Here is a 23,842-nt window from a genome sequence, read left to right as displayed (position 1 = left end):
CTTTTCAATAGAGTTAATGGTAAGTGTGCTTTGTGATTGCACAATACCGATTAATGGGGGAGTAATAATGAAACAAATTATACTGGCATTATTGTGTTTCTATGCAGTTGCTGTGGGTTTTGCCTTGGTGGCAGCATAAGGCAATTCCACGATTGGCTATAGGCATCCATGAAAATGATGATGTTTCAAAGGCTTCAAAGTCAGGCAATCTCTTGAATGGGAATGTCCTATTTTTTAAATATTAAAATTAAAAAAAGGGCAGCTGTGTTTGCTGCCTAAAAGTTCTGAGTTCCGCTTGTAGGGCTGAGGCTGACCGACCTTGTATCGAGCAGCTTGGAGCCTGAACCGTCATACAGATTGATTTCAGCAAAGTCAGGAAACTTGGAATAGGAATCCGCACTTGACACATCAAGATATCCTGAGGAATCCACTGTCACAGGAACCATATTTCCATGATTAAGTGTTGATCCGTCCCTTGAATACCAGATCTGGAGCTGCACGCTTTCACCTGCATGATTTGCTCCGACATAGATGCTTGCATAGGTCTTGTCCTCAAGCTCGGAGCCTGTGGAAAAGCTTCCTCCAAGGATTGACATCGAAGTTGTCTTAGGGGCAGGAGCCTGGGCCTGTGTTGTCTTTGTTGATGAGGTTTCCTGAGTTTTTGAATCATCGGAAGACAAGGCCTTTGAATCGGTTATGTCTATTGTATTCAGCATCTTGACCATGGTGTCGGGGTCTCTTCCCATCAGGCTGAAGCTGAAGTCATCCTTGTTGAGGTTGGTGAGGTATAGTCCGGTATCATCCTTGAATATTGTAATGTTGCCCTCCTCACGGTCAAATTTCATTTCATCAGGCACTGATCCGCCCATTTTTGATACTCCAAGCACACTGACTTCACTGGAATATGAGCCGTTGTTCTGCAGATAGACGAGCCCTCCGATATTTCCGAATGCCGGAATGGATGTGAATTCCTTGAAGTCAGCGCCGACAGGAACGTCCATCGTAAACACTTCGAAATCCATGCTCTGAAGGGGGACCTCGCTTTTAAACAATCCTCCTCCAAAGAGTATGCCCACAGCCAATATGGCGATTACGGCTATCAGTGCAGCAATGATGATTTTGTTTTTGTTGTCTGTCTTTGGTGAATTTTCATTATCATTTAAAAGTTCTCCACATTGTTTGCAGAATTTTGCGTTTTCGCTGTTTTTCTCTCCACATTTGGGACAATCCATATTTTTTCCTCCTATAATACTTCTATCTTATCGAACAGTTTGGCATCAGATACGATTATTGAAATCATCCTGTTTTCACCAGCATCATATGCAAAGCATTCCTCGCCATCCTGGAAATGGTAGTGGTGTCCTCTGATGTTGTATTTTTCCTCCTTGTATCCTCCAAGGTTTACCAGAACCTTATCGATATCGGCACCTGATTCAAACTGGGATACGGCTATTTCAATGTGTTCGTCACCATGCCTCCAGTCCTTGTGGGTGATTCTTTCATCAATGGTCTTGTTGGATGCCTTCTCATCATATTCAAAATAATCGGGTATCTTGAACTCAGCGGTTCCAACGAATACGTGCTGGCTTCCGGCAGTGAGGTCTGTAATTATGGGCACAGCAATGAACAGTGCAAGAGTCATAATGATGATGACCAGAGTGACTATGGCAATTCTGGATTTGTCTGCAAAGCGTCCATCATCAGCATTTACCGCAAGTGCATGTCCGCATTTTGGGCAAAATCTGCTTTTATCTTCAAGCTTCGCTCCACAGTTTTCGCAATACTCCATCATAAATTCGCTCCTATCCCAAACAGGTTATATTATCAAATGTCTGAGGGTTAGAAACGGTAACCACGCAGATGTATCCTCCGGTTTCAAATGCGAAGTTATAGAATCCGTCTTCTTCAGTGTAGTATCCGTCATATCCTATCATGCTTTTGTGGCTGCCTCCCTCTGAAGAAAGCACATCCTGGGCATCAACGCCATACGGGACGGTTAAGGTACCTATATAGATTGTATCTCCATTGGAATTGACCCATCCCTTCGCAAAGGTGGCACTCTGATATTTGTAGTCAACATCAATTGAGGAAGGGTCTATCTGATAATCTCCCGGAATTATGAAATTGGTCGAGCCGACCTCCACATTCTGGGGCTCTGCCTCAGGGGTGGTGCCTATCATGGCCACTAAAGACACGACTATCAAAATGACGACCACCATAACTGCTGCTACAATCACCTTCTGGTTTTTCTTAATGAAACTCTCGTTTTTAGTGTCGTTTGTATGGGTGCCGCATTCGCTGCAATAATCCTCTCCCTGATCCAGCTTCCTTCCGCAGCCAGGGCAGAAATTGACAGATTTCCCTGTAGGATTACCGCATGCAGTACAGAATTTCATGCCTTTTTTAATACTTGCACCGCAGTTCTCGCATGTGATTGTGTTTCGTTCAATTTTTGAGCCGCAATCAGGGCAGAAATCCTCATCAGGTGTGACTTTGGCACCGCAATTCTTACAGTATTCCTCCATGTTTTAACCTCTAGATAAGTGTATGTTGTTAATAGTTTATATTATTTTGAGGACAATATGGTAATAATGGTGATAAGATGGAAAAAAGTCATAAGATAATAATTGTCGGATTGGTTATTGTCATCATAGCATTGGTTGCAGGACTGGCCTATATGCTTACTGGCAATAATCTGTCAGCTGAAAAAGGATCGGTTCCGGAAGGGATGAAAATGTATGATTTCAATTCCGAATTCAAGATGGCCGTTCCGAAGGATGTTAAATTTTTAAAGCAGTGGAATAAAAGTGAAGATATGATGTTTGGTCAGGGATATACCTATTTTGATAGAAATAATGAAATTCAGGTTGCATATTCAAATTCTCCTATTATCACTCATGAGTTTATCGATACTATGGTTAATATAAGCAACTCTTCAGGAAATGCCACATTTGAATTTGATGGGGATTTGATAATTGGTCATTTTATTAAAAATAGCGGTAAAATGGCTAAAACTCCTGAAGATTCAGAGTTTAAGGAATCAATTATTCTTCAAAGGGGGCACATGATTGTTGGAGTTTCAGGAAATGATTTGAATCTGACCAAATCAATGATAAACACAGTTGAATTTTATGAATAGGTGAAATTATGGATAAAAAATGGATTTGTTTGTTTATAATATTTTTCGCAGCAGTATTGGCCATGGGAAGCGTTGATGCGGCCGAGCTCAAAGATCATAATTTTAAGGATTACTTTTCAATGAAAATACCTAAAAATGCCCATTTTCAAAAACAGAATATGAGCTACCATGAAGATGGGCTGGATGTGGTTTATTTAGTATATGGGAATGAAAATTTGGCTATAATGTATATGGATACTCCAGTGAATTCTGAAAATTCATCTGAATTCTTTTATCAGTCCATGTTCGAATCTGGTATGCCTGATTTGGATGAATGCTATGAATCTCAGGAAGGTAACTTAACAATACTTGAGCCTAAAAAGATTGATGATACACATTTTGCTATGGTTGGAACCAGTTCTGGCAGTGAATCTGTGATAATTATGGGTAAAGATATGGATCTGATTAAGAAAATGGGTAAATCAGTTGATTTCAAATAGGTGGGATAGTCAGATATTCCACCATCTTTTTTTATTTTAGAGTCAAATTTATAAAAGCGCAACATTCTCTTTTTTTGATTTTGACTGCATTTTTTCACACTCCAGTGTAATATATATATTCCAACCGATAAAGTATCAATCAGGTGTTAATATTGATAAGGAAATTTTTAGTTTTTAGCGCAATATTGCTTCTGTGTGTGGGGATTGCTTCAGCTTCCCAGGATGCCGGCGACTCGCTGGCAGCTGATGTGGGCAATTCCTCCGGTCAGGTTCAATCGGTTGCGGACAATTATTCAGAACCGCTTCAGGACAGCGGGGACAATGATGTGGTTGAGATTTGTGAAGGGGATGTGTTGGCAGACGATGGAGAGTTTGTCGATGCATCAGAGGCATATGACTGCCTGAATGAGTTTAGATGTGAGGAGGGAGTATGGCAATGGAATCAGGACGATTCCACAAGGACATTCTTCAACACAAACGATACGCTATGGCCAATACCTCTTGTGAGGGACGCTGAACTTGAGCAGACCGCCAGGATAAGGGCTAAGGAAATCAGCCAGGTCTATGACCATTTCCGTCCGGACGGAACATACTTCTTCACTGCATTTCCCGAAGGCCTGGTGGAAATGGGTGAAAACATTGCGGCAGGATATTACACGGCTGCAGGCGTCACCGAGGCATGGAAGGAAACTGATGAGCCATATAAAGATCAGGGCCACAGAAGAAACATGCTTGATTCCCGATTCAACTGTGTGGGAATTGCAGGATACAGGATGGGCGGCGTCACATACTGGGTGCAGAATTTCGCATGCAGGTACAATCCGGCAGCATTTGACTCATCCAACGTATTTGCCATTGAGGCCAACAACACTGCAAATCCAAGATTCAAGATTGAGCTTCCGAAATATGCCTCCGGATATTTCGCCATCAACATAAGCGGACATGAGGTCATGAGAAAGGCGGTGTTTCAGGGAAAGGCCGATATCACCATTTACGGATTGGATGCAGGATCATATGATGTTGAAATGATATATGAAGGGGACAGCAACTACATTGCCGTTAACAAAACAGACATGGTCAACACAACAGGCGATGCGAGTTCTTCACCGACATTTACCTACCTCAACACCCTCATCAAGATGGGCGGCAAGAATGTCAGATTGCAAAAGGACTACACATTCGATGAGGTCACAGACAGCGACTTTAAGGATGGAATCATCATCACAGACAGCGTGACAATTGACGGTCAGGGTCACAGCATCGATGCCGGGGGACTGGCAAGGATATTCCAGATCGTTCCGGATTCAACACTGAAAAACCTCCGTTTGCTCAACGGGGCATCAGATAACGGCGGGGCAATATTGTCACTGGGATTCTTTCAGCTTTTCAACTGCACATTCATAAACAACACTGCATCTGCCCGTGGCGGTGCGATATATGAGGCCCAAACCCAGGTTCACATTCACTCTTCCACATTCATCAACAACAGCGCCCAGCTGAATGGAGGGGCAGTGTTTGGGGAGATGGCAGTCATAGTCAAGCAATCCTCTTTTGTTGCCAACAGGGCAGGAAGCCTTGCAGGGGCGGTCTATGCCCAGGGAACACTCAACAGTGAAAATTCAAACTACACTAACAACACAAACCTCCAGAAATACTCGCCGAAGTATATGTACGGCAACGGAAATGTTGAGGATGACGAATACTCTCTCATTTTTAAAAACGCAACACACGACAATGGAGAAGTGAATATCGACAGGGACCTCACAGCAACCCAGACAATACTCATAAACGCAAGTGGTGTGGTGATAAACGGAAACGGACACACAATCAATGCCAAAAACAGGACAAGGATATTCTTTATAACCGGAAACGACATAATCATAAGAAACATCACGCTTGTTGGCGGATGCTCGATAGGAGAAGGTGGAGCGATATATGCCGGTGATTCCAACCTCACGGTAATTGACGCAGCATTCAGGGACAATCGGGCCGAAACCGGAGCGGCAATATTTACTGGCAATGGAAATGTCATGGTTTCAGGCTCCCGATTTGCTGACAACGCCGCCAGTGCCGGCGGGGCGATTTTTTCAGATTCCGGAAACGTCACAGTAACCGATTCAGCGTTCACAAACGATGACGCATCATCCCATGCAGGTGCAATCTACACCACAGGAAGCGTCAGCGTCACCCGTTCGGTGTTTGCCGGGTGTGATGCGGGCCTCTACGGCGGAGTGATATTTACAAACGGCAAGCAATTCGGCAGGGTCTACATCAGGGATTCAGTCTTTGAAAACAACACCTCCCACAAGGACGGCGGCGTTTTCATAAGCTCACTTGGAGCCGAGATTTCAAATTCAAGCTTTAAAAACAACTCAGCAGCAAACGAGGGAGGAGTCATGTCCACATGGGGCGACGTTACGCTCACAGACTCCACCTTCACAGCAAATCACGCAGGCAAAAACGGTGCGATGAAGGTTACAGGGGATGCATACATTCGGGGCTGTGACTTTACGGGAAATTATGCAGATTCCGAATCTGCCGCAGTCAATGCGAAAAACGTTGATGTGGCCGGTTCCACATTTGCAGGCAACGACTGCGCAGACGGCAGAACATTTTCAGGAAACGTGAAGGCATCAAACACAACCGTCATTGAAAACGGAAAGGACGTGTCAGGCGACTACATTTCAGATTATGTTCCTCCTCAAAAACCTTCAGGAAATGACCCTCTCATACCTCCGGGCAATGACAATGCTCCAAAGACAGTCAAGAAGGCTGTCAAGATAACCGCCAAGAAAAAGACATTCAAGGCCAAGGCTAAAGCCAAGAAATATTCAATAACCCTTAAGTCCGCCAAAAACCCGATCGGCAAGGTCAGAGTGGTCCTTAAGATAAAGGGCAAGACATTCAGGGCAACAACCAACGCAAAAGGCGTTGCAACATTCAAGATAAAGCTTTCAAAGAAGGGAACATTCAAGGCAAAAATCACCTTTGCCGGAAACAAGTACTATCTCAAGGCCTCAAAGACAGTTAAAATCAGATTCAGGTAGATGAACATATTCATCTACACAATTCTTTTTTTTATTGCTTTAAGCAATTCATACTCATTTGTTTTGTTTTTCAAGATGCAAGCAAGCACTTGCAGTCGCTTTTCAATAGAGTTAATGGTAAGTGTGCTTTGTGATTGCACAATACCGATTAATGGGGGAGTAATAATGAAACAAATTATACTGGCATTATTGTGTTTTTATGCAGTTGTTGTGGGTTTTGCCTTAGTGGCAGCATAAGGCAATTCCACGATTGGATATGCGCATCCATGAAAATGATGGGTTTCAAAGGCTTTAAAGTCAGGTGGTCTCTTGAATGGGACTGTCCGTGCTCCGAAATTACAGATGAGTTGGACTTAGAATGTAATGTCCTACTTTTTATTTTATCCTTATTTTTGAAATAGCTTTATTCCTAAATTCCGTTGCAAAAGGTCTCATAATCCTCGCATAATGATTCGACTTCATCGATTTTGTTGATTTCATCGATCCAATCTTTTGGTATTGAGTCATAGCCGTAATAGATTCCTGCAAGTCCTCCGCAGATTGCAGCTGTGGTGTCAGTGTCCTCGCCGAAATTGACTGCTTTTAAAACGGCATCCTCATAGTTGTCTGTGTTTAAAAGGCAATGGATTACGCATTCCAAGGAACCCACAACAAATGTCCTTCCCCGTACATCGTCCAAATCATTGTTAAATATTTTATTGAACTTTTTAAGTGAAGGGCAATCCTTATAGTAATCCTTTATTTTATCGCATGAGGATTTTACATGCTCAGCGATTTCCAGGTCTTTTTCAAGCATTGACCTTGCAATCTCAACATACAATACACAGGCAATCCTTGAAATTTCATGGGCATGGGTCAGGGAGGATACCTTTTCGATTGTATCGTAATCGATGTCCGGGATGAATGCCAAAGGCAGGATTCTCATTAAAGATCCGTTTCCGTTGTCACGCTCTCCTGTGCCTCCGGATTCCAGTGCAGGGGTTCCGCGTTCATATCTTCTCAATGATCTTCCTGTGGTGGTTCCAATGTCAAACCTTCCGTCATCGCTGTTGGTGTATTTATTATCATAAGCCCAATTGATAAATTCATTCATTATGTCCTCGTAATTGATTCCGTTTTTGTTGACGATACTTGCCATTGTAGCTATTGTCATTGAGGAGTCGTCAGACCATGTTCCTTTAGGCTGTTTATGGGTTCCGTATTCTCGCATGTCAGTAACTGGGTCAATTTTACGATCATATCTTCCAGAAAACTCTACGGGAACTCCTAAGGCGTCTCCTACTACTAAACCGATAATTCCATCTTTAACTTTCATAGTATTATGTGTGTTGTATATAGTAATTAATGGTTGTTATTTTGTGGATATTTTTTTATTATAATATTTTTTCAACATGAGGCTCCTTTTAATCAGATAATTTAAAATAATCTTGTTGATCGGAGGGGTGAAACTCTAAAGGGCTCCATGCATCTGGTAAAAATTCTTTCACTTCTTCATAATTCATATTACGATATTTTTTAGCTTGATCTTGAGGTATTTTTTTACGTTCTAAAAGTGTTGAATGATAATCAACTTCGTGTCTCATACAGATATTGTGGCGTCGGATGTTTCTTCTAAATTTTCTCACTTTTGCATCTGTCCAACCACATTCTTCATGAATATAGTAATCTTTAGAGGTTTGACCTTTTGTTTTAAAAGAACTATAATTATCAAAAGTTGCATCAAGAGGTCTATAACGACAATCTGTTATTTGAACTCCCCATTCAGCACATTTTACTCTTTTTTCTTCCATTTCTTCATAATTCGGTTCATAATTGTAAATCATAAAAATAGATATTTCTTTTGCTGTAAAACCTGCATCAATCAATAAATCAATTTGTTCTTTGATTTTAGGAGCTTGAACTAAACCATAATCCCATGCAATTTTAGGATTTTTAAACCCTGCATCTTTTAACATTTTTGCTAAGTAGGGTTTTTTTCTTAAAATTCTTCCATCAAATCCGGATTGTGATTCAACATAACTAATTTTTTTCTCTTTTTTTAATTCAATTAATTCGTTAAGAATATCCTCTATGTATTGATTGGCTAATAAATTGTTATCATAGAAAACTAATTTTTTTTTAATAATTTCATCTTTAATTGATTTTTTACAAATCCAATCAGGTTCGATAATATATGTTCCACAAAATCCACATTTCCGAATACAACCTCTACTTGTGTGAATAATTTGATAATCGACATCTACAAGACTATAATCTGGAATTAAGTTTTCTGCTTCAGGGATAGGGCCTTGGATGATGTCGGTACAACCGGTATATGATTTACAATGTTCTGGCATTAATGATGCATAAACACCTCCTACTAATATTGGAACGCTTTTATATTTGTTTTTGTAATAAAATACGGCATTTTTAACATATTTTGACCAATATGTGAAAATTGAAGTAACACAAATTAAATCGGGCTTAAATTCATCATTGTTATTTTCAATATCTAAAGTTGATTGTCCGTAATCTTCGTTTTTATTTTCTTCAAATCGAATTAATTCAACATTAATATTTTTAGTTTTAAGATATGCAGCTATCTTTAAAAGCCCAATTGGTAAAAAATTGGAGTGGTTTCTACTTTTATTTGGGATTGGAAAGTCAGGTTCTACTAGCAGAACTTTTTTTGTATCTTCAGTTATCCAATCAGTAAATTTTTTCATGAAATCATATCCCTCTTTTGAGATATATTTATTTTATAATTTTAAACATTTTAAACTTTTTCTTTTATTTTTTAATACATTACTAAATGAGATCAATTCTATTAAATGAACTAAATTATAATAATTTTTAAAAATTTTATAATTTTTAGTTATTAATCTGAACAATATATTTTTCTAATATTAATATTTTTTTTAATTTATTGTATATTATTTATTTGAAGTGATCTTGGCTTTGATCATTTTATTTTTGATAATTGATATGATCTCTTAATAAAAAGGGGATAGTTCATAATTATTTTTTATAAATATTGAGATCGTTATGATCAATTTTTTTTTGATCTATTGAGAGTCAGATCTTTCTCAATTTTTATTTTAAAAAGCTATAAAAAAGTTTTATTTCATCAATTCTTTGTTAATTTTTGAATATATTATAAAAAATTCAATATTATGTGTAATTAGCTTAATTAAGATTATTTTAGTAAGATATATATTATAATAGCTAAATATATATTATTAAGTTATAATGATGTGTTTAAATGTGTAAGGTATTAATTTGATTTATTTGGTGTTAAGTTGAGTTTTAAAGATTTAGATATTAAAATTAAATATGATTCAGACAATGATGATGTCCTCAATGAGTTTTATATTCCAGTTTTATCTAATTCAGTTAAATATTTAAGATTATCTGGATTTTTTTCATCTACTTCTTTAGCAGTTTCCGCGAAGGGACTTGAGGAATTTATAAAAAAAGATGGTAAAATGCAATTAATTTGTAGTGCTATTTTATCTGAAGAAGATTGGAAAAAAATAAAGGAAGTTTATTCAAGTCCAATAAATTTAATTGAAGAAAAATTTTTAATTGATTTAAATAATATATCAAATTCTTTTGTTAAAGATAATCTTGCTGCTTTAGGTTTTATGTTAGCTAATAATAATCTTGAAATTAAAATTGCTATACCTAAGGAAGATAAAGGCATTTTTCATTCAAAAATTGGAATTTTGATGGATTCTTTGGGGGATATGGTTTCATTTAGTGGATCAGATAATGAAACGGCTTATGGATGGAAATATAATATTGAAGAATTTAAAGTATTTAAGAGTTGGATTTCTGGCCAAGAAGAATATCTTAATGAAGATTTATATAATTTTTATCAATATTGGGATAATTTAGCCAAAAGATTAGATATTGTAGACCTTCCAGAAGCTGTAAACAACGAATTGATTAAATTAGCTCCTAATTCTCATTTGGATATTAAAATTCATGATAATCCTTTTGAACAAAAAGAGGCGGATGATGAAGAAGATGAAGATGATGGAATAGAGTTTAAGTTAAGAGATTATCAGGAGGAAGCAATAAATAATTGGTTTAATGCAAATAAATCTGGTATTTTTGAAATGGCAACAGGAACCGGCAAAACATTCACCGCTTTAGGTTGTATGAATCGTTTATTAATGGAATATTCTGAAAATCATAAGCCATTATTGATAGTAATTTCAACACCTACTTCTCACTTGGTTGATCAATGGAAAAAGGATGTTTTAAAATTTGATGTTGATTTAATTGTTAAAGCATATTCAGCAAGCAATTCTTGGAAAAGAAAAATTTCAAATCAACTGTTAGATTTGAGTGTAGGAGAATTGAATAATATTGTAATTTTAACTACTCATAAAACATTATCTAAAGATTATTTTAGAGATTATATTTCAGAAGCTAATGTTGATTCGTTATTGATTGTTGATGAAGTTCATGGAATTGGTAGTAGCAACCAAAAATTGGCTTTGGATAATTCTTTATATAATTTTAAATTGGGTTTAAGTGCAACACCGGAAAGATGGTATGATGATGAAGGTAATGACGCTATTTTTTCATTCTTTGGGGATATTGTTTATAGTTTTTCATTATCTGATGCATTAAAAAGGATAAATCCTGATACTGGTAAGACATTTTTAACTCCATATGAATATCATCCAATTTTTGTTGAGTTAACTGATTCGGAATTTGAAGATTATAGTTATTATACCTATATTGTTTCAGTTTTATATCGTAAATTAAAGAGTAATAAAGCGGATAAATTAAAAATTAAAAATGACATTAGAAATAATCTTCAAAAACGTCAAAATGTTTTAAATAAAGCAACTAATAAATATGTAGCTCTTCAAGAACTTGTTTCTAATCTTAAGAAAGAGAATGAAGATTTAAAAAATTTATTAGTTTATTGTCATGATACAAAACAATTAAAAAAGGTTAGTTCTATTTTAGATGAAGTAGGAATTCGTAAACATAAATTCACTGGTGAAGAACATATTGATGAGCGCATAAATTTATTGAATCACTTTTCTATTGGTAATATTCATGCATTAGTTGCTATGAAATGTTTAGATGAGGGTGTTGATGTTCCTTCCGCTGAAACTGCTATTATAATGGCCAGTACTTCTAATCCTCGTGAATATATTCAAAGGAGAGGGAGAATATTGCGAAGACATCCTGATAAAGATTTAGCGATTATTTATGATATGATTGTTTCATTATCTGAAAAACATATAAGGAGATTGGATAGAAGTCAAAGAGAATTAGAATTAAAAATTATGCAAAAGGAGTCTTTAAGATATCGCGAATTTGCAAATGATGCGATTAATTATAATGAATGTTTTAAATTACTCGATGATTATTATAAGGTTGTGTTAAAATGACGGAATTAAATAAAGAAATTGTAAAGGAGATAAGAAATTTGGATTGTGACAAAAATATGAAAATATTCTTAGAAGATGCTCTTAACTATGAACTTGAATTGCATGAAAGCGGTTCACAAGATAGTAAACAAGCAATTGGTAAAGAATATAAAAATTTAATATCAAAGTATTCTAAATGAGGCAGGATCATGATTATTGAATCAATTAAAATTGAAAATTTTAGGCAATATAAAGGACCTATTGAGATAGATTTTAGTTTAGATAAAGAAAAAAATTTTACTATTATCAAGGGAACTAATGGTGCAGGTAAAACAAATTTATTAAATGCTATCACTTGGTGTTTATATGAAGATGAATTGCATAAACCTGATACTGTTGCTGGAGGCCCTATTTATAATTTAATTGCAAAAAATGAAATTGGACCTAATGATGAATTTTTTGTAAAAGTAGAATTATCAATGTTAGATGAATATGAGAATAGGGTTATTTTTAGAAGAAGTTTAAGATGTTATACTGATAAAAATAATGTTTTAGTTCAAGATCCGTTTGGTTCGAAGTTTGATGTGTTTTATTCTGATGGTGTTGATGATAAACCGTTAGCTCATCCTTATATTTTCATTGAAAAAAATATGCCCAAGGCTATTGAAGGGTATTTCTTTTTTGATGGTGAAAAATTAGAAGATTATTTTGAAGAAAATTCTGGATCTTCAATTAGTGAATCTGTTTCTGAATTATCTCAATTAAATTTACTAAACACTGTGTCTGAAAGATTAGAAACTCGTAAAAATGATTATTATACTCAAATTAGAAAATTGGATAAGGGTGAAAGCGATATTGTCGGTAAGAAAAATAAATTTGAAAATAAAAAAAGACAAGCTTTAAAAGAAAAACAAGATGCAATCACACAATTGGGGATTATTGAAGGAGAATTAGAAAAGAAACGTAAAGAAAAAGAACAAATCGATCATCAAGATGCTAAACAACTTGAAAATGATTTGAAAAATTTAAGAGTTAGAGAAAATAATCTAAATGAGTCTATAAATAAGACTAAAGATAAGAAAAATGGATATTTGATCAGTTCTTTTCCATTAATATTAAGTTATTCTGCAATGAAATATACTTGTAATTTAGGTGAAGATTTGGAAGAAGCAGGATTTATTCCTCCTCAATATAAAAAAGGATTCCTTGAATCCATGTTGGATACAAATAAATGTATCTGTGGTCATGATTTATCAAAAGACTTGGACGCTCGTAGAAGAATTGTTGATCTCAAAAATGACACTTCTGAGATAACTGATGTATCTGAAGAGGTTAATGTAACCTTAAAAGATTTAAAAGACACTATGGGCATTGTTCAGATGTTTAATGATAAGCGTGATGAATTTAATGGTGCAATTCGTAAAGATAAACAAGAGTTATTCCAAGTCGAAGATGATATTGAAGAAAAAGAATTCCAATATGGTCAAATAAATCATCCTTTAATTAAAAAATTAGAACAAGATATTAAAGATTATACTAAAAAAAGAGACGCAGAAATCGAAAGAAGAGTCAATGCTGAAAGGGATTACAGGGATGCTGAAGAGGAATTAGAAAAAATTGCAATTGAAGAGAGGGGTAGAAGAGTTAAAGATAAACAATTGCTTAAACTAAAAAAATATAATGAATTCTGTGAGTCTGCAATAAATATTGTAGATAAATTAAAAGATGATTTAACTGAAAATATTAGGAAAAAAGTTCAAAAAGCAACTGAAGATCAGTTTAAGAAGTTAATGTGGAAAGATAATTTTGAAAGTGTTTATATCAATAAATCATATAATGTCACTCTTAAAGATATAACTGGCGAATCAGTATCTCCAGGTATTTTATCTGCTGGTGAGAAATTAGTTCTTGCATTATCTTTTGTAGCAGCATTAAATACAATTTCTGGTTTTGAATTGCCATTTATTATAGATACTCCTATGGGCAGATTAGACCAAGAAATGAAAACAAATATCTCTAAAACATTACCTAAGTATGTTAAAGGCAATCAGGTGGCACTTTTAGTAACTGGTGAAGAGTATACTGATAAATTTAGAGAAGGAATCATAGGAAATGTTGGTAAAGAGTATGTTATTGAAGTGAATGAAACAAAAAATGGTACTGAATCTAAAATAATACTAAAAGAATGAATTTAAGAGGTGTTTTTATGAAACTTTTCCAAATTGTAACTAGTGATGGGGAATTTAATGGAAAATTTGATATTAAATTTTCAGAGGATATGACTTTTGGTGAAGGTTCTGATATTGATTTTGATGATGAATCTTTAATAGAAAAATGGGAGATTTTATATTGCTGTGGAGATCAGTGGTGTGAAGAAAATCCTACAAATATCGACGATGAGATTATAAAAAAAGAATTGTTTTTAATCCGTGATAAGGTATATTGGTCAGTTAAACAGGATGATTATTTGATAAAAATCATTGATGATGAAGTAGTAAAGAACAGAATTTTTATTAGAAAGGCCGATCGTGAAATTTATGAATCAATTAAAAAAAGTGAAGGTGATTTAAAAGGTAGTTCTAACATGGAACTCTTTTTAATTGCAATGATGCTTGGATATAATAAAAAGGGGAAACAAGGTTTAAAAGGAGTTAACTCAACGGCGACTGATGGTTTTGTTAGAATTGCAAGTTTTCCTGAAGATGCATGGTATGTCATCAAATCAATTGCAGTATATGAAGAAGAATATATCGAAGTTTTGTTAAGTAACAATAAAATGTTTGATATAGCTGAGAAATATGCAATTGTAGGCATTCAAGAATTAGAAAAATTATATTTTGAGAATGAACACAACTTTTTAAAAAGAATGGAAAAACTATTGATTGATGAATTTGATGTACAAGGAATTAAGAATGATATAGTTGTTGAAGAGGTTGTTGAATAATAATTGTTTAATGAGTATTATGAATTCAAATGTAGATTTTATTAAAAATGATTTTAATTCGTTTTATGATTATTTACTTGACAAAGGGTATTATTTTGATAGTGATGTTATTATAAATTATTTATTATCAATCAAATCCAGTCCTTTTGTTCTTTTAGTAGGGAAATCTGGTTGCGGCAAGTCCATATTGCCAATATTATTTTCTGAATATTTATCATATATTGAGAATAGTGAAGATATTATACTTAATTCTGTAAATTCTTTAGGGAAATCTTATTCTAATAAAGAATGGCATCTTAAGAGGGAGGTTATCTCCCAAATTCTTCCAGTTTTACCATTTGAGGGAAAAGATTGCGAATTTACAATAAATGATTCCTTCAAATCTCATGGATATTTTAAGATTGATCCTAGATTCAAATTCAATGATAAACATTTAATAAATCATTTGTTTAAAATGCATGAGGAGAATCCTAATCAGGATGTTAATTTAAAGATTAAAATTGGGGAAAAGAATGCTGATTCAACTTATTTGAAAATACCAAATTTTAATGAGGAATTTTCTTTATTTAATAAATATTTGCTGAATAAAGAAAAATATGATTCTTCTATTGGGGAATTCTTAAATAAATCGAAAAAACATAGCAATGTCCATTATTTTATTATTATAGATAATATTTGTGAATGTTATGAGAAAAATTTAGTAACTTTTTTTGATTATATTAATTCTGATGCATCTATTCTTGAAAATAATAATTTATTTGTAATCTTAACTGCAAATGAAGATAATATTAATTTTTCAAATTTAGTAATAGATAGAGTAAATGTAATTGAATTAAGTAATGATAATGTAAAAAAATTTTTAAAATCTTCATTTGATGATTTTCCTAATTTTAAGGATTTAAATTATTTAGAATTTGCTTCAGAAAATTTATTTAATTTATCCATTGTTGATTTAAAGAATATTTTTAAAGAAATTTGGTGTGGAGAATCTAATCTTTGGGATTTAATTTCTCAAGAATTACTTTTAATTAATAATTTATTTTTAAAAGAAGATTGGGATATAAGTTTTAGGACGATAAAAGATATTCTAAGATTTATGTTGGTATCCTGGAAATATGAGGGGAAACAATTTAATTGGGATAATTGGGAATTATATTTTGATATTCAAATCAAACAAAAATTACTTCCAAAAATAAATAAAATTCCTTTAAATGATAATTTTCTAGATGTTTTAATTGAAATTTTTCAAAAAAATAATGTTGAAGAATTATCTAATGAAAATATTAAATATTACCAATCTTTTTTAAAAACAATTAATATGAAAAATAGTTTAAATAATGAAAATTTTTCTTTTTTCAATTCTTATAATTCTATTAAGGATTTTTCTTCAATCAATAAAGCATCAAATTCAAATAATAAAAAATCTATTAAAAATTCTTCTAATAAAAATATAAGTAAATATGGATCGAATATTTATAAATATGGAGAATATTTTACAATTAATAAACAAATAAATCGAAAACATACTACTTTTGGGAAATTTGATACATTAAATGATGCAACTTTTATAAAGAGTATACTAGTAGATAATGACTGGGTTTTATCTAGAATTAAGAATAAAGATTGTATTTATTTTAATGATAATCAATATTGGATTGTTAAGGTATTTAAGAATCAATTACATATTTTAGGCAAATTTAATTCTTATGATGAAGCTAATGACCATGTGGATTGGTTAACTAAAGAATTTAAAACCAATGAAAATTTCAAACCTTATATTTCTAAAAATAATGTTGATCGAGGCAGTTCTAATTCAAAAAATTTAAATGAGATTGTGAAAGATCTTAAAGGATGGGAAAAATTAGTTTTCAATGCAGTTAATCAGATTGAAGGCAATGTTTTTTCATTAGATGATTTAAAAAACTTAGATATTTTTAAAGCATATCAATTTGAAGATGAAAGTTTGGAATCAATAATTGTTGAAAATTTAAATGAATTGTCTGAACTGAATTTAATTGAAATTTTAGGTAGTAATTACTATAAAAAGGTGATTTAATGTCTTATAATGCTGAAGGGATACGACAAATTGCAATGATAAATAAAAGAAGTTTGAAACAAAAATTCTTCATAGTTCCTAGTGGCGGTGAAGAATATAAATTTAAGATATCAGGTATTGGTTCTAGATTTATAAAAATAGAGAAATTCTTTTACTACTCAGATATAATAAACGCCGTTACAGGGGGTAATGATAGAAGTTTTGAATATGCAATTGAACAGATTATTGTTGATCCTAGTAAAAATAAAAAACCTGTTCTTGAAGATTATAATGAATTAAGGGAAAGGGCATTAGCTAATAAATTAAACTTAAAGAAGTACTATATCAATGTTTTTATTGGTAAAAAGGAATATGGATTTAAAATTGCTGGAATAGGAAATAAATCTGTAAAAATTGAATTATATGTTGGATATGATGAAATTGTCAAAGAACTTTCATCTGGAAATGATATTAGTTTAGAATTTATTTTATTGGAAATTATGATGGGTAATGAAGTGGATTATTCTAAATTTAATCAATTATATGATGAAGATGATTTAATTTTCAATGAAGATGAGGATCTTTTAGATGACTCGGTTGATGAAGAGTCAACTGAAGAAATTAACATTGATAATATTGAAAAATTATCTGATGAGGAGTTTGATGAATTATTTTCTAATTTAAAGGGTTGGAATAAATTAGTTTTTGATGCTATTGAAGATACTTTAAGTGAAACTTTCACTTTGGATTTATTATTGTCTCAAAAACGTATCTTATCTTATAAATCGAGAGGTGATGATTTGGAAGAGAAGGTTTTAGATAATTTAAATCAATTAATAGATTTGGGTTTGGTTTCAAAAATTAATAAAAATACCTATGTTAAATTGTGGGTGTAAGTTTATTAATATTATAAGGTTTTGTTGCTAAATCTTAAATATGGAATTAAATTGACAAAAAATTTTAGGATTTAATTATATTTTAGAATATAATAAAATCCTTATTAACATTATCCCGTGCTTGTTCCAGTATTAGAACTACTGCTTGATGAAGAGCTTGCATCATCTGTTGATGTTTCCACATCTGAACTACTTGAACTACTTGAACTACTTGAACTGTCTGAACTGGTACTGGATGAAATTTCAGAAATATCGTCATCACTGAAAGTATTGTCATATCCGTCACTACTGGTTGAAGTGTCGGGCTTTACTAAATTGTTTGAAGGGGTTTTATTTGCATTTGTTGGTGCAGATGACAAATTGTTGGAATTTGTGTATCCATCTGAGGTTGTAGTATTGGAAGTAATGTTTCCAGTTTTGTATTGTATGGATTTGGCCATATGAAGTGCTATATCCTTGTTGTCTACAGTTATGAGGATATTGTCGTGAGTTTGGTCATTGCCTGTAATGATGCAGTACATTGTGCCTCTGCCGTTAATCCCTAACTGTTCTCCATTTAATGTATATACGGTAAATCCGTCAATTGTCTCCTGTTTTTCAAAGTGGGTTATCACAATATCTTTTATATCTTTAAATCCTACTGCTCCACCCAATCCATTTAATCCTCTTGCATCTATCGCTTCGGCACTGTTGAATGTCATTAGGGCTCCTTGCTTGAATGTCCACATTTTGGCCCCAGTGTTATTAATTTCCCCATCATATTTCGCATCTTCGCTTGGAACTTCAATGCTTGTTCCATTTGGTGTTATTTCAATTCTTTCATAAGCTACATTGCTGGTTAATAGTCCAAATATGGCTCCAAATAGGATGCATATAATTACCAGAAGAATTCCTATTATAATGATCTTTTTAGTTTCCATAATTTACCTTGGTTCTTTCAATTACTTAAAATAAATGTTGGGTGGATATTTTCATTATTTACTAGTTGTGGTCTTATAGGATGTCGGATATCCATCTGAAGTTCTCTTACTTCGCATTGAATACTTTGGTTTTTAATTGCAAATGCGATTGCGTCATATTCGATTCCGTTCTTGGTTACTGTCAGGTTCTTTTGATGTGAGTATCCAATAGGGATAGCCCTTTCCCTGGGCTTCGGCATGTCTGTAGTCATCAGCGGCATCTTTTACCATCTGGTTCTATTCGTCCTCTTTGATTTCCCATCTGTATCCTTTGTCCTTGAACGTCTTTGTGTCAATAGGTACTGCAACTAGTACTGCCATAGTAATTCCCACAATAAATACAGATAACACAATTAATGTCATCTTCGTGGATTTGTTCATGTTATCTGTCTCCCAAACATTTTAATTATCGTTTTTAATGATAACTTGTTACTATATTATGCATATTATAATATATATAATTTAGGAAGTGTAAATTTTGAGAATTTTAACTATATGTTTTTATTTCTAAAAATAAAACTTAAAATGGATATATTTTTAGATTTAAATATTTTTCTCTAATTAGTATTATTATTTCTCTATCTTAAATTTAAGTTATATAAAAATAAAATTTATAACGTAAGCTGCTAAATATTAAATCATGAAAACTTTAAACGTAGTCGCAGCCATTATCAAAAAGGACAATCAGGTCCTTGCAACCAAGAGAGGCTACGGCGAATTCATCAACATGTGGGAATTTCCAGGCGGCAAAATAGAACCTGATGAAACAAAAGAGGAAGCTCTCATAAGGGAAATCAAAGAAGAGCTTGACTGCACAATAAAACCAATAAAATTCGCCCTGGACCTTGAATACCAGTATCCTACTTTTTATCTTAAAATGTCCTGCTTTGAAGCGGAAATAACTGAAGGAACTCCGAAACTTCTGGAACACAACGACGCCAGGTGGCTTACAAAAGACGAACTGAACGATGTAAATTGGATTCCTGCGGACCTCACAATTATCGATTACCTAAAAGAGACCATGGAGGATTGAAATGGCAGACAAAAGATTGGAACTGGCAAAAGCAAAGCTTGAACAACTCCAGAATAAATTGGAAAAAGTCAAAGGAACACCAAGAGAAGAGGAATTCCAAATCCAAATAGACAAACTCCAGGAATTAATCAAACACCTTGAAAGCGAGTAGATTAGATGAACATCGATGAAATCCTCAACGGAGCCAAAACCGCATTCATAAACCAGCACAACAGCTCCAGCGCAGATTTCACGCCAAAGCTTTTGTACAACAACCGTGACTCAAAGGTCATAAACTCCCTGAGGGATGAGCTTAGAAACTGTGACGAATTCATCATATCCTCTGCCTTCATCACCATGGGAGGCATAACTCCGCTTCTTGAGGAATTCAGATATCTTGAAAGCAACGGCATTAGGGGAAAAATCCTCACCACCGACTATCTCACCTTCACCGAACCCGAAGCGCTTAAAAAACTGGATTCATTCAATAATATCGAGGTCAAGCTCTATTCTCAAGAAAATGAGGGCTTCCACACCAAGGGATACATTTTCAAAAAGGGCAACATCTACAGGGGCATTGTCGGCAGCTCAAACATGACAATGAATGCCCTGAGCGTCAACAAGGAGTGGAATGTCGAATTCACGTCCCTTGCCGAAGGCGAGATGCTTTCAGACATCATTAGGGAATTTGACCTGCTGTGGGATGAGGCCGATGAGCTGAAAGATGCCTTGCCTATTTATGAGAAGGTTTATCATGCATCAAAGGCTTTCACGGATTTGAGAAAGACAACCAGGGAGCTGAAGGATAAAAACATTGCACTGACTCCAAACTATATGCAGGAGCAGTTTCTGGAAAACGTCAGAAATCTGATAAGTCATGGGGAAAATCGAGCTATCCTTGTTTCGGCTACAGGTACCGGAAAAACCTATGCTTCGGCATTTGCAGTTAGGGATTTCAAACCCAAGAGATTTTTATTCCTCGTTCATCGTGAACAGATTTTAAAGCAGTCAATAAGAGCATACCAGAATGTGTTCGGCGACCATGAAAAGTTCGGGCTGCTTTCGGGCAATTCCAAGGATTTCAACAAGCCTTATCTGTTTTCAACCATTCAGACAATGTCCAAGGAGGAGGTCTACACCAGATATCCTCGGGATTACTTTGATTATATAATAATAGATGAGGGCCACAAGGCGGGGGCTCTGTCATACATCAATGTGGTCAATTACTTCAGGCCGAAATTCCTGCTTGGAATGACTGCATCTCCCGAAAGGACTGACGGCTTTAACATTTACGACCTTTTTGACAACAACATCGCCCATGAAATCCGCCTTCAGGAAGCCTTGGATGAGGACCTCTTATGTCCGTTTCATTATTTCGGAATAACCGACGTTGAATTTGAGGACTCAACGGTCGATGATGATTTTTCAGACTTCAATCTTCTCGCATCCGATGAGCGCGTAAGCTACCTGATTGAAAAATCAGAGTTTTACGGATATTCCGGCGAGAGAAGAAAGGCATTGGTGTTCTGCTCAAGAAAGCGTGAGGCCAAGCTTCTTGCAGATAAGTTCAACAAAAGAGGATATCCGTCAGTATTTCTAAGCGGCGATGACTCACAGGAAAAACGTTTAGATGCAATCGACAGGCTCACCAATGACGACAATCCAGACAAACTGGAGTTCATCTTCACTGTGGACATCTTCAACGAGGGCGTTGACATTCCCGAAATCAATCAGGTATTGCTTGTAAGGCCGACCGAGTCTCCAATCATCTTCATCCAGCAGTTGGGAAGGGGACTTAGGAAATACCAGAACAAGGAGTATGTTGTCATTTTAGACTTTATCGGCAATTATAAAAACAATTTCATGATTCCGATTGCCCTTTCGGGGGACAGGTCCTATGACAAGGACAAAATCCGGAAGTATCTCATGGAGGGAAACAAGATCATTCCCGGCGCATCTTCAATCAACTTCGATGAGATTTCCCGAAAGCGCATATATGAGTCAATCAACAACACCTCCTTTTCAAGAAAGGCACTGTTTAAGGAAAAGTACGCTCAATTAAAATACAAGTTGGGACGGATACCTTCATTATATGACTTTGCAATCAATGCAGAATTCAATCCCGAACTGATACTTTCCCACAAGGACTTTCCGACATACCACGATTTTTTATTGGCAATCGAGGAGGACTATTCCCGAGAAATCGGAAATGCCGATGCGCTCAAGTTCATGAGCAAAAAACTCCTGAAGGGAATCCGGCCACATGAGCTTATAATCCTTGCATGCCTCAAGTGCAACAGGTACTTTACCGTCAGGCAAATCGAGGAATGCCTGAAGGATAATTTCAATCTGGACAATCAGCTTGAATCAATCAGAGGTGCAATAAACTTCCTGAGCCTTAACTTCTACAGGAAGGAAAAAGGGGAAGGCTATCAGGCAAACACAATAGAAAAGCTTGTTGAAAATCCCGAAAACCTCTTCTTTGATTTTAGCCCTGAGGCATATGATGATTTGGAAAACAGCAGGGACTACAGATTTGAGATATCCAAAAGCCTAAGCGATTCACTGGCCAATCCCGCATTTTCAAGTCACTTCGATGATGCATTGAAATACGCATTCTTCAAATACGACAATTTCTACAGAAATGATGCTAAATTCAGATTGTATGAAAAGTACTCACGTGAGGACGTCCTTAGAATCCTCAACTGGGATTACTACATGAACGGGCAGAACATCGGCGGATATAAGGTTAAGTACAACACCTGTCCGATTTTTGTAACCTACAACAAATCCGAAGACATCTCAGAGACAATAAACTACAATGATCACTTCATAACAAGGCAAAGCTTCTCATGGATGAGCAGAAACAACAGGAAGGTGTCATCCCCTGAGCTGGAGCCGATAATCAATTACACTGATTTGGATATCGAGCTTTTCATCCAGAAAAACAATGACGAGGGAATTGAATTCTACTACATCGGTAAATTAACTCCGGTTGACCACAAGCAGCTTTACCGTACAATCAACGACAAGGAGCAGCCTATCGTCAATTTCACTTTCAAAATCGATGTGGAAGTCAAGGACGAGCTTTATTCATATTTCGTCAATGACTGACGGGCCTTATTTGCAAGCAATATTCAATGTCATGCAATTCAGGTGATGGTATAAAAATATAGGGAATAAGGAACTAAATCCTCATTCTCAAATCATTTCGCAGCTACAGTATCGTAGTCTACAAGATATCCTTCCTGAAGGCCTCTAACTTCACAGCGAACGTTTTTGTGATTTTTGACGGCAAATGCGATTAGGTTATATTCGATTCCATCCTTTGTCACTGTCACGTTCTTCTGATGTGAGTATCCGATAGGTATTGCCCTTCCCTGGGCTTCGGCATGTCTGTATTCGGCATTGGCATCCTTCACCATCTGGTTCCATTCGCTCTCATTGATTTCCCATTTGTATCCCTTGTCCTCGAATTTCTTGAACTGTACCTGTTCGCCGGTTACTGCAGTCATTGCAATTCCTGCGATGAATACGCAAAGCACAATTAACATTATCTTCGTTTTCATGTTCATGTTTTCATCCCCTTTGTGTTATTAGATTATGTTTATCCTGATATATGTCCTTTTTTGATTCGACCTCCAGCAACGTCGAAGATGTGGTGTCCGCCCGACCCCTAATCATTCAAAGAATATTGAATATTCAATTCATCAGATGTAATGCATAACTAAATCATTGATTTTAATTGGGCAAAGATGCAATTAACTTGAAGGAGTCATTTTTCTTTAGGAAATGTCCAAAAATGGTGTATAAGTAAAAAGAGAAAAATTAAAAAAATAAGGATTTTTAATCCTTATTTGATTGTGATTTTAACTTTCTTGGTGACTTTGTTGTAGTATTTGTCGCCTTTGAAGGTTACTGTTGCCTTATAGGTTCCTTTTTTCTTAAGGTTTTTG

22 protein-coding genes are annotated in these 23,842 nt (G+C 34.9%); 13 read left to right on the top strand and 9 right to left on the bottom strand.

What is annotated here, in order from left to right:
* Window positions 1-101 precede the first annotated feature (101 nt).
* The gene (locus tag QZ138_RS09235) at window positions 102-245 is read left to right on the top strand and encodes a hypothetical protein (RefSeq protein WP_292888767.1); all 144 of its coding nucleotides are present in this window, start codon (window positions 102-104) and stop codon (window positions 243-245) included.
* A gap of 30 nt (window positions 246-275) precedes the next feature.
* Here QZ138_RS09235 and QZ138_RS09230 read toward each other — a convergent pair whose 3' ends face one another.
* From QZ138_RS09230 to QZ138_RS09220, 3 genes are read right to left on the bottom strand one after another with little or no spacing between them, the layout of a single operon-like run.
* Window positions 276-1,232, bottom strand: coding sequence for a zinc ribbon domain-containing protein (locus QZ138_RS09230; RefSeq protein WP_292888766.1), 957 nt, complete (start codon window positions 1,230-1,232; stop codon window positions 276-278).
* 11 nt (window positions 1,233-1,243) lie between these two features.
* Complete coding sequence (locus tag QZ138_RS09225) at window positions 1,244-1,792, bottom strand: zinc ribbon domain-containing protein (protein WP_292888765.1); 549 nt, start codon at window positions 1,790-1,792, stop codon at window positions 1,244-1,246.
* A gap of 10 nt (window positions 1,793-1,802) precedes the next feature.
* Complete coding sequence (locus QZ138_RS09220) at window positions 1,803-2,525, bottom strand: zinc ribbon domain-containing protein (protein WP_292888764.1); 723 nt, start codon at window positions 2,523-2,525, stop codon at window positions 1,803-1,805.
* 77 nt (window positions 2,526-2,602) lie between these two features.
* Between QZ138_RS09220 and QZ138_RS09215 the strand changes: the two genes are divergently transcribed.
* The 3 genes from QZ138_RS09215 (at window position 2,603) to QZ138_RS09205 (ending at window position 6,665) form a co-directional block, all read left to right on the top strand.
* Complete coding sequence (locus tag QZ138_RS09215) at window positions 2,603-3,139, top strand: hypothetical protein (protein ID WP_292888763.1); 537 nt, start codon at window positions 2,603-2,605, stop codon at window positions 3,137-3,139.
* An 8-nt stretch (window positions 3,140-3,147) separates the two neighbouring features.
* Window positions 3,148-3,618, top strand: a complete 471-nt coding sequence (locus QZ138_RS09210) for a hypothetical protein (protein ID WP_292888762.1) — start codon at window positions 3,148-3,150, stop codon at window positions 3,616-3,618.
* 152 nt (window positions 3,619-3,770) lie between these two features.
* The gene (locus QZ138_RS09205) at window positions 3,771-6,665 is read left to right on the top strand and encodes a CAP domain-containing protein (RefSeq protein ID WP_292888761.1); all 2,895 of its coding nucleotides are present in this window, start codon (window positions 3,771-3,773) and stop codon (window positions 6,663-6,665) included.
* 409 nt (window positions 6,666-7,074) lie between these two features.
* Here the strand turns inward: QZ138_RS09205 and QZ138_RS09200 are convergent, their stop codons facing one another.
* A complete protein-coding gene (locus QZ138_RS09200) occupies window positions 7,075-7,980 on the bottom strand; it encodes an ADP-ribosylglycohydrolase family protein (RefSeq protein WP_292888760.1) in 906 nt (301 codons plus the stop codon).
* Between the two features lie 88 nt (window positions 7,981-8,068).
* Complete coding sequence (locus QZ138_RS09195) at window positions 8,069-9,370, bottom strand: cobalamin-dependent protein (RefSeq protein WP_292888759.1); 1,302 nt, start codon at window positions 9,368-9,370, stop codon at window positions 8,069-8,071.
* Window positions 9,371-9,943: 573 nt separating this feature from the next.
* On the opposite strand from QZ138_RS09195, the gene QZ138_RS09190 reads away from it, so the two are divergent.
* The 6 genes from QZ138_RS09190 to QZ138_RS09165 are packed head-to-tail and all read left to right on the top strand — an operon-like array spanning window position 9,944 to window position 17,915.
* Window positions 9,944-12,061 (top strand): DEAD/DEAH box helicase family protein, encoded by a 2,118-nt coding sequence (locus QZ138_RS09190; protein ID WP_292888758.1) that lies wholly within the window; start codon window positions 9,944-9,946, stop codon window positions 12,059-12,061.
* Window positions 12,058-12,240, top strand: coding sequence for a hypothetical protein (locus tag QZ138_RS09185; RefSeq protein ID WP_292888757.1), 183 nt, complete (start codon window positions 12,058-12,060; stop codon window positions 12,238-12,240). Before QZ138_RS09190 ends, QZ138_RS09185 begins: the two co-directional genes overlap by 4 nt.
* A gap of 9 nt (window positions 12,241-12,249) precedes the next feature.
* Complete coding sequence (locus QZ138_RS09180; protein WP_292888756.1) at window positions 12,250-14,229, top strand: AAA family ATPase; 1,980 nt, start codon at window positions 12,250-12,252, stop codon at window positions 14,227-14,229.
* 17 nt (window positions 14,230-14,246) lie between these two features.
* Complete coding sequence (locus tag QZ138_RS09175; RefSeq protein WP_292888755.1) at window positions 14,247-14,984, top strand: hypothetical protein; 738 nt, start codon at window positions 14,247-14,249, stop codon at window positions 14,982-14,984.
* Between the two features lie 19 nt (window positions 14,985-15,003).
* Window positions 15,004-17,040 (top strand): hypothetical protein, encoded by a 2,037-nt coding sequence (locus QZ138_RS09170; RefSeq protein ID WP_292888754.1) that lies wholly within the window; start codon window positions 15,004-15,006, stop codon window positions 17,038-17,040.
* Window positions 17,040-17,915 (top strand): hypothetical protein, encoded by an 876-nt coding sequence (locus tag QZ138_RS09165; protein ID WP_292888753.1) that lies wholly within the window; start codon window positions 17,040-17,042, stop codon window positions 17,913-17,915. Before QZ138_RS09170 ends, QZ138_RS09165 begins: the two co-directional genes overlap by 1 nt.
* 110 nt (window positions 17,916-18,025) lie before the next feature.
* Here the strand turns inward: QZ138_RS09165 and QZ138_RS09160 are convergent, their stop codons facing one another.
* The 3 genes from QZ138_RS09160 to QZ138_RS09150 are packed head-to-tail and all read right to left on the bottom strand — an operon-like array spanning window position 18,026 to window position 19,255.
* Window positions 18,026-18,835: a hypothetical protein gene (locus QZ138_RS09160; RefSeq protein ID WP_292888752.1), complete on the bottom strand. Its 810-nt coding sequence runs from the start codon at window positions 18,833-18,835 to the stop codon at window positions 18,026-18,028.
* Between the two features lie 17 nt (window positions 18,836-18,852).
* A complete protein-coding gene (locus QZ138_RS09155) occupies window positions 18,853-19,095 on the bottom strand; it encodes a hypothetical protein (RefSeq protein WP_292888751.1) in 243 nt (80 codons plus the stop codon).
* 16 nt (window positions 19,096-19,111) lie between these two features.
* Window positions 19,112-19,255: a hypothetical protein gene (locus QZ138_RS09150; RefSeq protein WP_292888750.1), complete on the bottom strand. Its 144-nt coding sequence runs from the start codon at window positions 19,253-19,255 to the stop codon at window positions 19,112-19,114.
* Window positions 19,256-19,514: 259 nt separating this feature from the next.
* Between QZ138_RS09150 and QZ138_RS09145 the strand changes: the two genes are divergently transcribed.
* From QZ138_RS09145 to QZ138_RS09135, 3 genes are read left to right on the top strand one after another with little or no spacing between them, the layout of a single operon-like run.
* A complete protein-coding gene (locus tag QZ138_RS09145; protein ID WP_292888749.1) occupies window positions 19,515-19,907 on the top strand; it encodes a (deoxy)nucleoside triphosphate pyrophosphohydrolase in 393 nt (130 codons plus the stop codon).
* A gap of 1 nt (window position 19,908) precedes the next feature.
* Window positions 19,909-20,058, top strand: coding sequence for a hypothetical protein (locus QZ138_RS09140; protein WP_292888748.1), 150 nt, complete (start codon window positions 19,909-19,911; stop codon window positions 20,056-20,058).
* A 5-nt stretch (window positions 20,059-20,063) separates the two neighbouring features.
* Window positions 20,064-23,000, top strand: coding sequence for a DEAD/DEAH box helicase (locus QZ138_RS09135; RefSeq protein WP_292888747.1), 2,937 nt, complete (start codon window positions 20,064-20,066; stop codon window positions 22,998-23,000).
* A gap of 92 nt (window positions 23,001-23,092) precedes the next feature.
* Here the strand turns inward: QZ138_RS09135 and QZ138_RS09130 are convergent, their stop codons facing one another.
* Window positions 23,093-23,461, bottom strand: coding sequence for a hypothetical protein (locus QZ138_RS09130; RefSeq protein WP_292888746.1), 369 nt, complete (start codon window positions 23,459-23,461; stop codon window positions 23,093-23,095).
* Window positions 23,462-23,842: the final 381 nt, after the last annotated feature.

This window comes from Methanobrevibacter sp. UBA212 (assembly GCF_905233225.1).
Lineage (GTDB): Archaea > Methanobacteriota > Methanobacteria > Methanobacteriales > Methanobacteriaceae > Methanocatella.
The sequence above is the reverse complement of the archived record's forward strand: the minus strand, read 5'-3'. Positions and strand labels throughout refer to the sequence as shown.

Coding starts and splice junctions, on each gene's coding strand:
- QZ138_RS09235 (WP_292888767.1), top strand. CDS start 102: ATGCAGTTGCTGTGGGTTTTGCCTTGGTGGCAGCATAAGGCAATTCCA.
- QZ138_RS09230 (WP_292888766.1), bottom strand. CDS start 1,232: ATGGATTGTCCCAAATGTGGAGAGAAAAACAGCGAAAACGCAAAATTC.
- QZ138_RS09225 (WP_292888765.1), bottom strand. CDS start 1,792: ATGATGGAGTATTGCGAAAACTGTGGAGCGAAGCTTGAAGATAAAAGC.
- QZ138_RS09220 (WP_292888764.1), bottom strand. CDS start 2,525: ATGGAGGAATACTGTAAGAATTGCGGTGCCAAAGTCACACCTGATGAG.
- QZ138_RS09215 (WP_292888763.1), top strand. CDS start 2,603: ATGGAAAAAAGTCATAAGATAATAATTGTCGGATTGGTTATTGTCATC.
- QZ138_RS09210 (WP_292888762.1), top strand. CDS start 3,148: ATGGATAAAAAATGGATTTGTTTGTTTATAATATTTTTCGCAGCAGTA.
- QZ138_RS09200 (WP_292888760.1), bottom strand. CDS start 7,980: ATGAAAGTTAAAGATGGAATTATCGGTTTAGTAGTAGGAGACGCCTTA.
- QZ138_RS09195 (WP_292888759.1), bottom strand. CDS start 9,370: ATGAAAAAATTTACTGATTGGATAACTGAAGATACAAAAAAAGTTCTG.
- QZ138_RS09185 (WP_292888757.1), top strand. CDS start 12,058: ATGACGGAATTAAATAAAGAAATTGTAAAGGAGATAAGAAATTTGGAT.
- QZ138_RS09180 (WP_292888756.1), top strand. CDS start 12,250: ATGATTATTGAATCAATTAAAATTGAAAATTTTAGGCAATATAAAGGA.
- QZ138_RS09175 (WP_292888755.1), top strand. CDS start 14,247: ATGAAACTTTTCCAAATTGTAACTAGTGATGGGGAATTTAATGGAAAA.
- QZ138_RS09170 (WP_292888754.1), top strand. CDS start 15,004: ATGAATTCAAATGTAGATTTTATTAAAAATGATTTTAATTCGTTTTAT.
- QZ138_RS09165 (WP_292888753.1), top strand. CDS start 17,040: ATGTCTTATAATGCTGAAGGGATACGACAAATTGCAATGATAAATAAA.
- QZ138_RS09160 (WP_292888752.1), bottom strand. CDS start 18,835: ATGGAAACTAAAAAGATCATTATAATAGGAATTCTTCTGGTAATTATA.
- QZ138_RS09155 (WP_292888751.1), bottom strand. CDS start 19,095: ATGCCGCTGATGACTACAGACATGCCGAAGCCCAGGGAAAGGGCTATC.
- QZ138_RS09150 (WP_292888750.1), bottom strand. CDS start 19,255: ATGAACAAATCCACGAAGATGACATTAATTGTGTTATCTGTATTTATT.
- QZ138_RS09145 (WP_292888749.1), top strand. CDS start 19,515: ATGAAAACTTTAAACGTAGTCGCAGCCATTATCAAAAAGGACAATCAG.
- QZ138_RS09140 (WP_292888748.1), top strand. CDS start 19,909: ATGGCAGACAAAAGATTGGAACTGGCAAAAGCAAAGCTTGAACAACTC.
- QZ138_RS09135 (WP_292888747.1), top strand. CDS start 20,064: ATGAACATCGATGAAATCCTCAACGGAGCCAAAACCGCATTCATAAAC.
- QZ138_RS09130 (WP_292888746.1), bottom strand. CDS start 23,461: ATGAACATGAAAACGAAGATAATGTTAATTGTGCTTTGCGTATTCATC.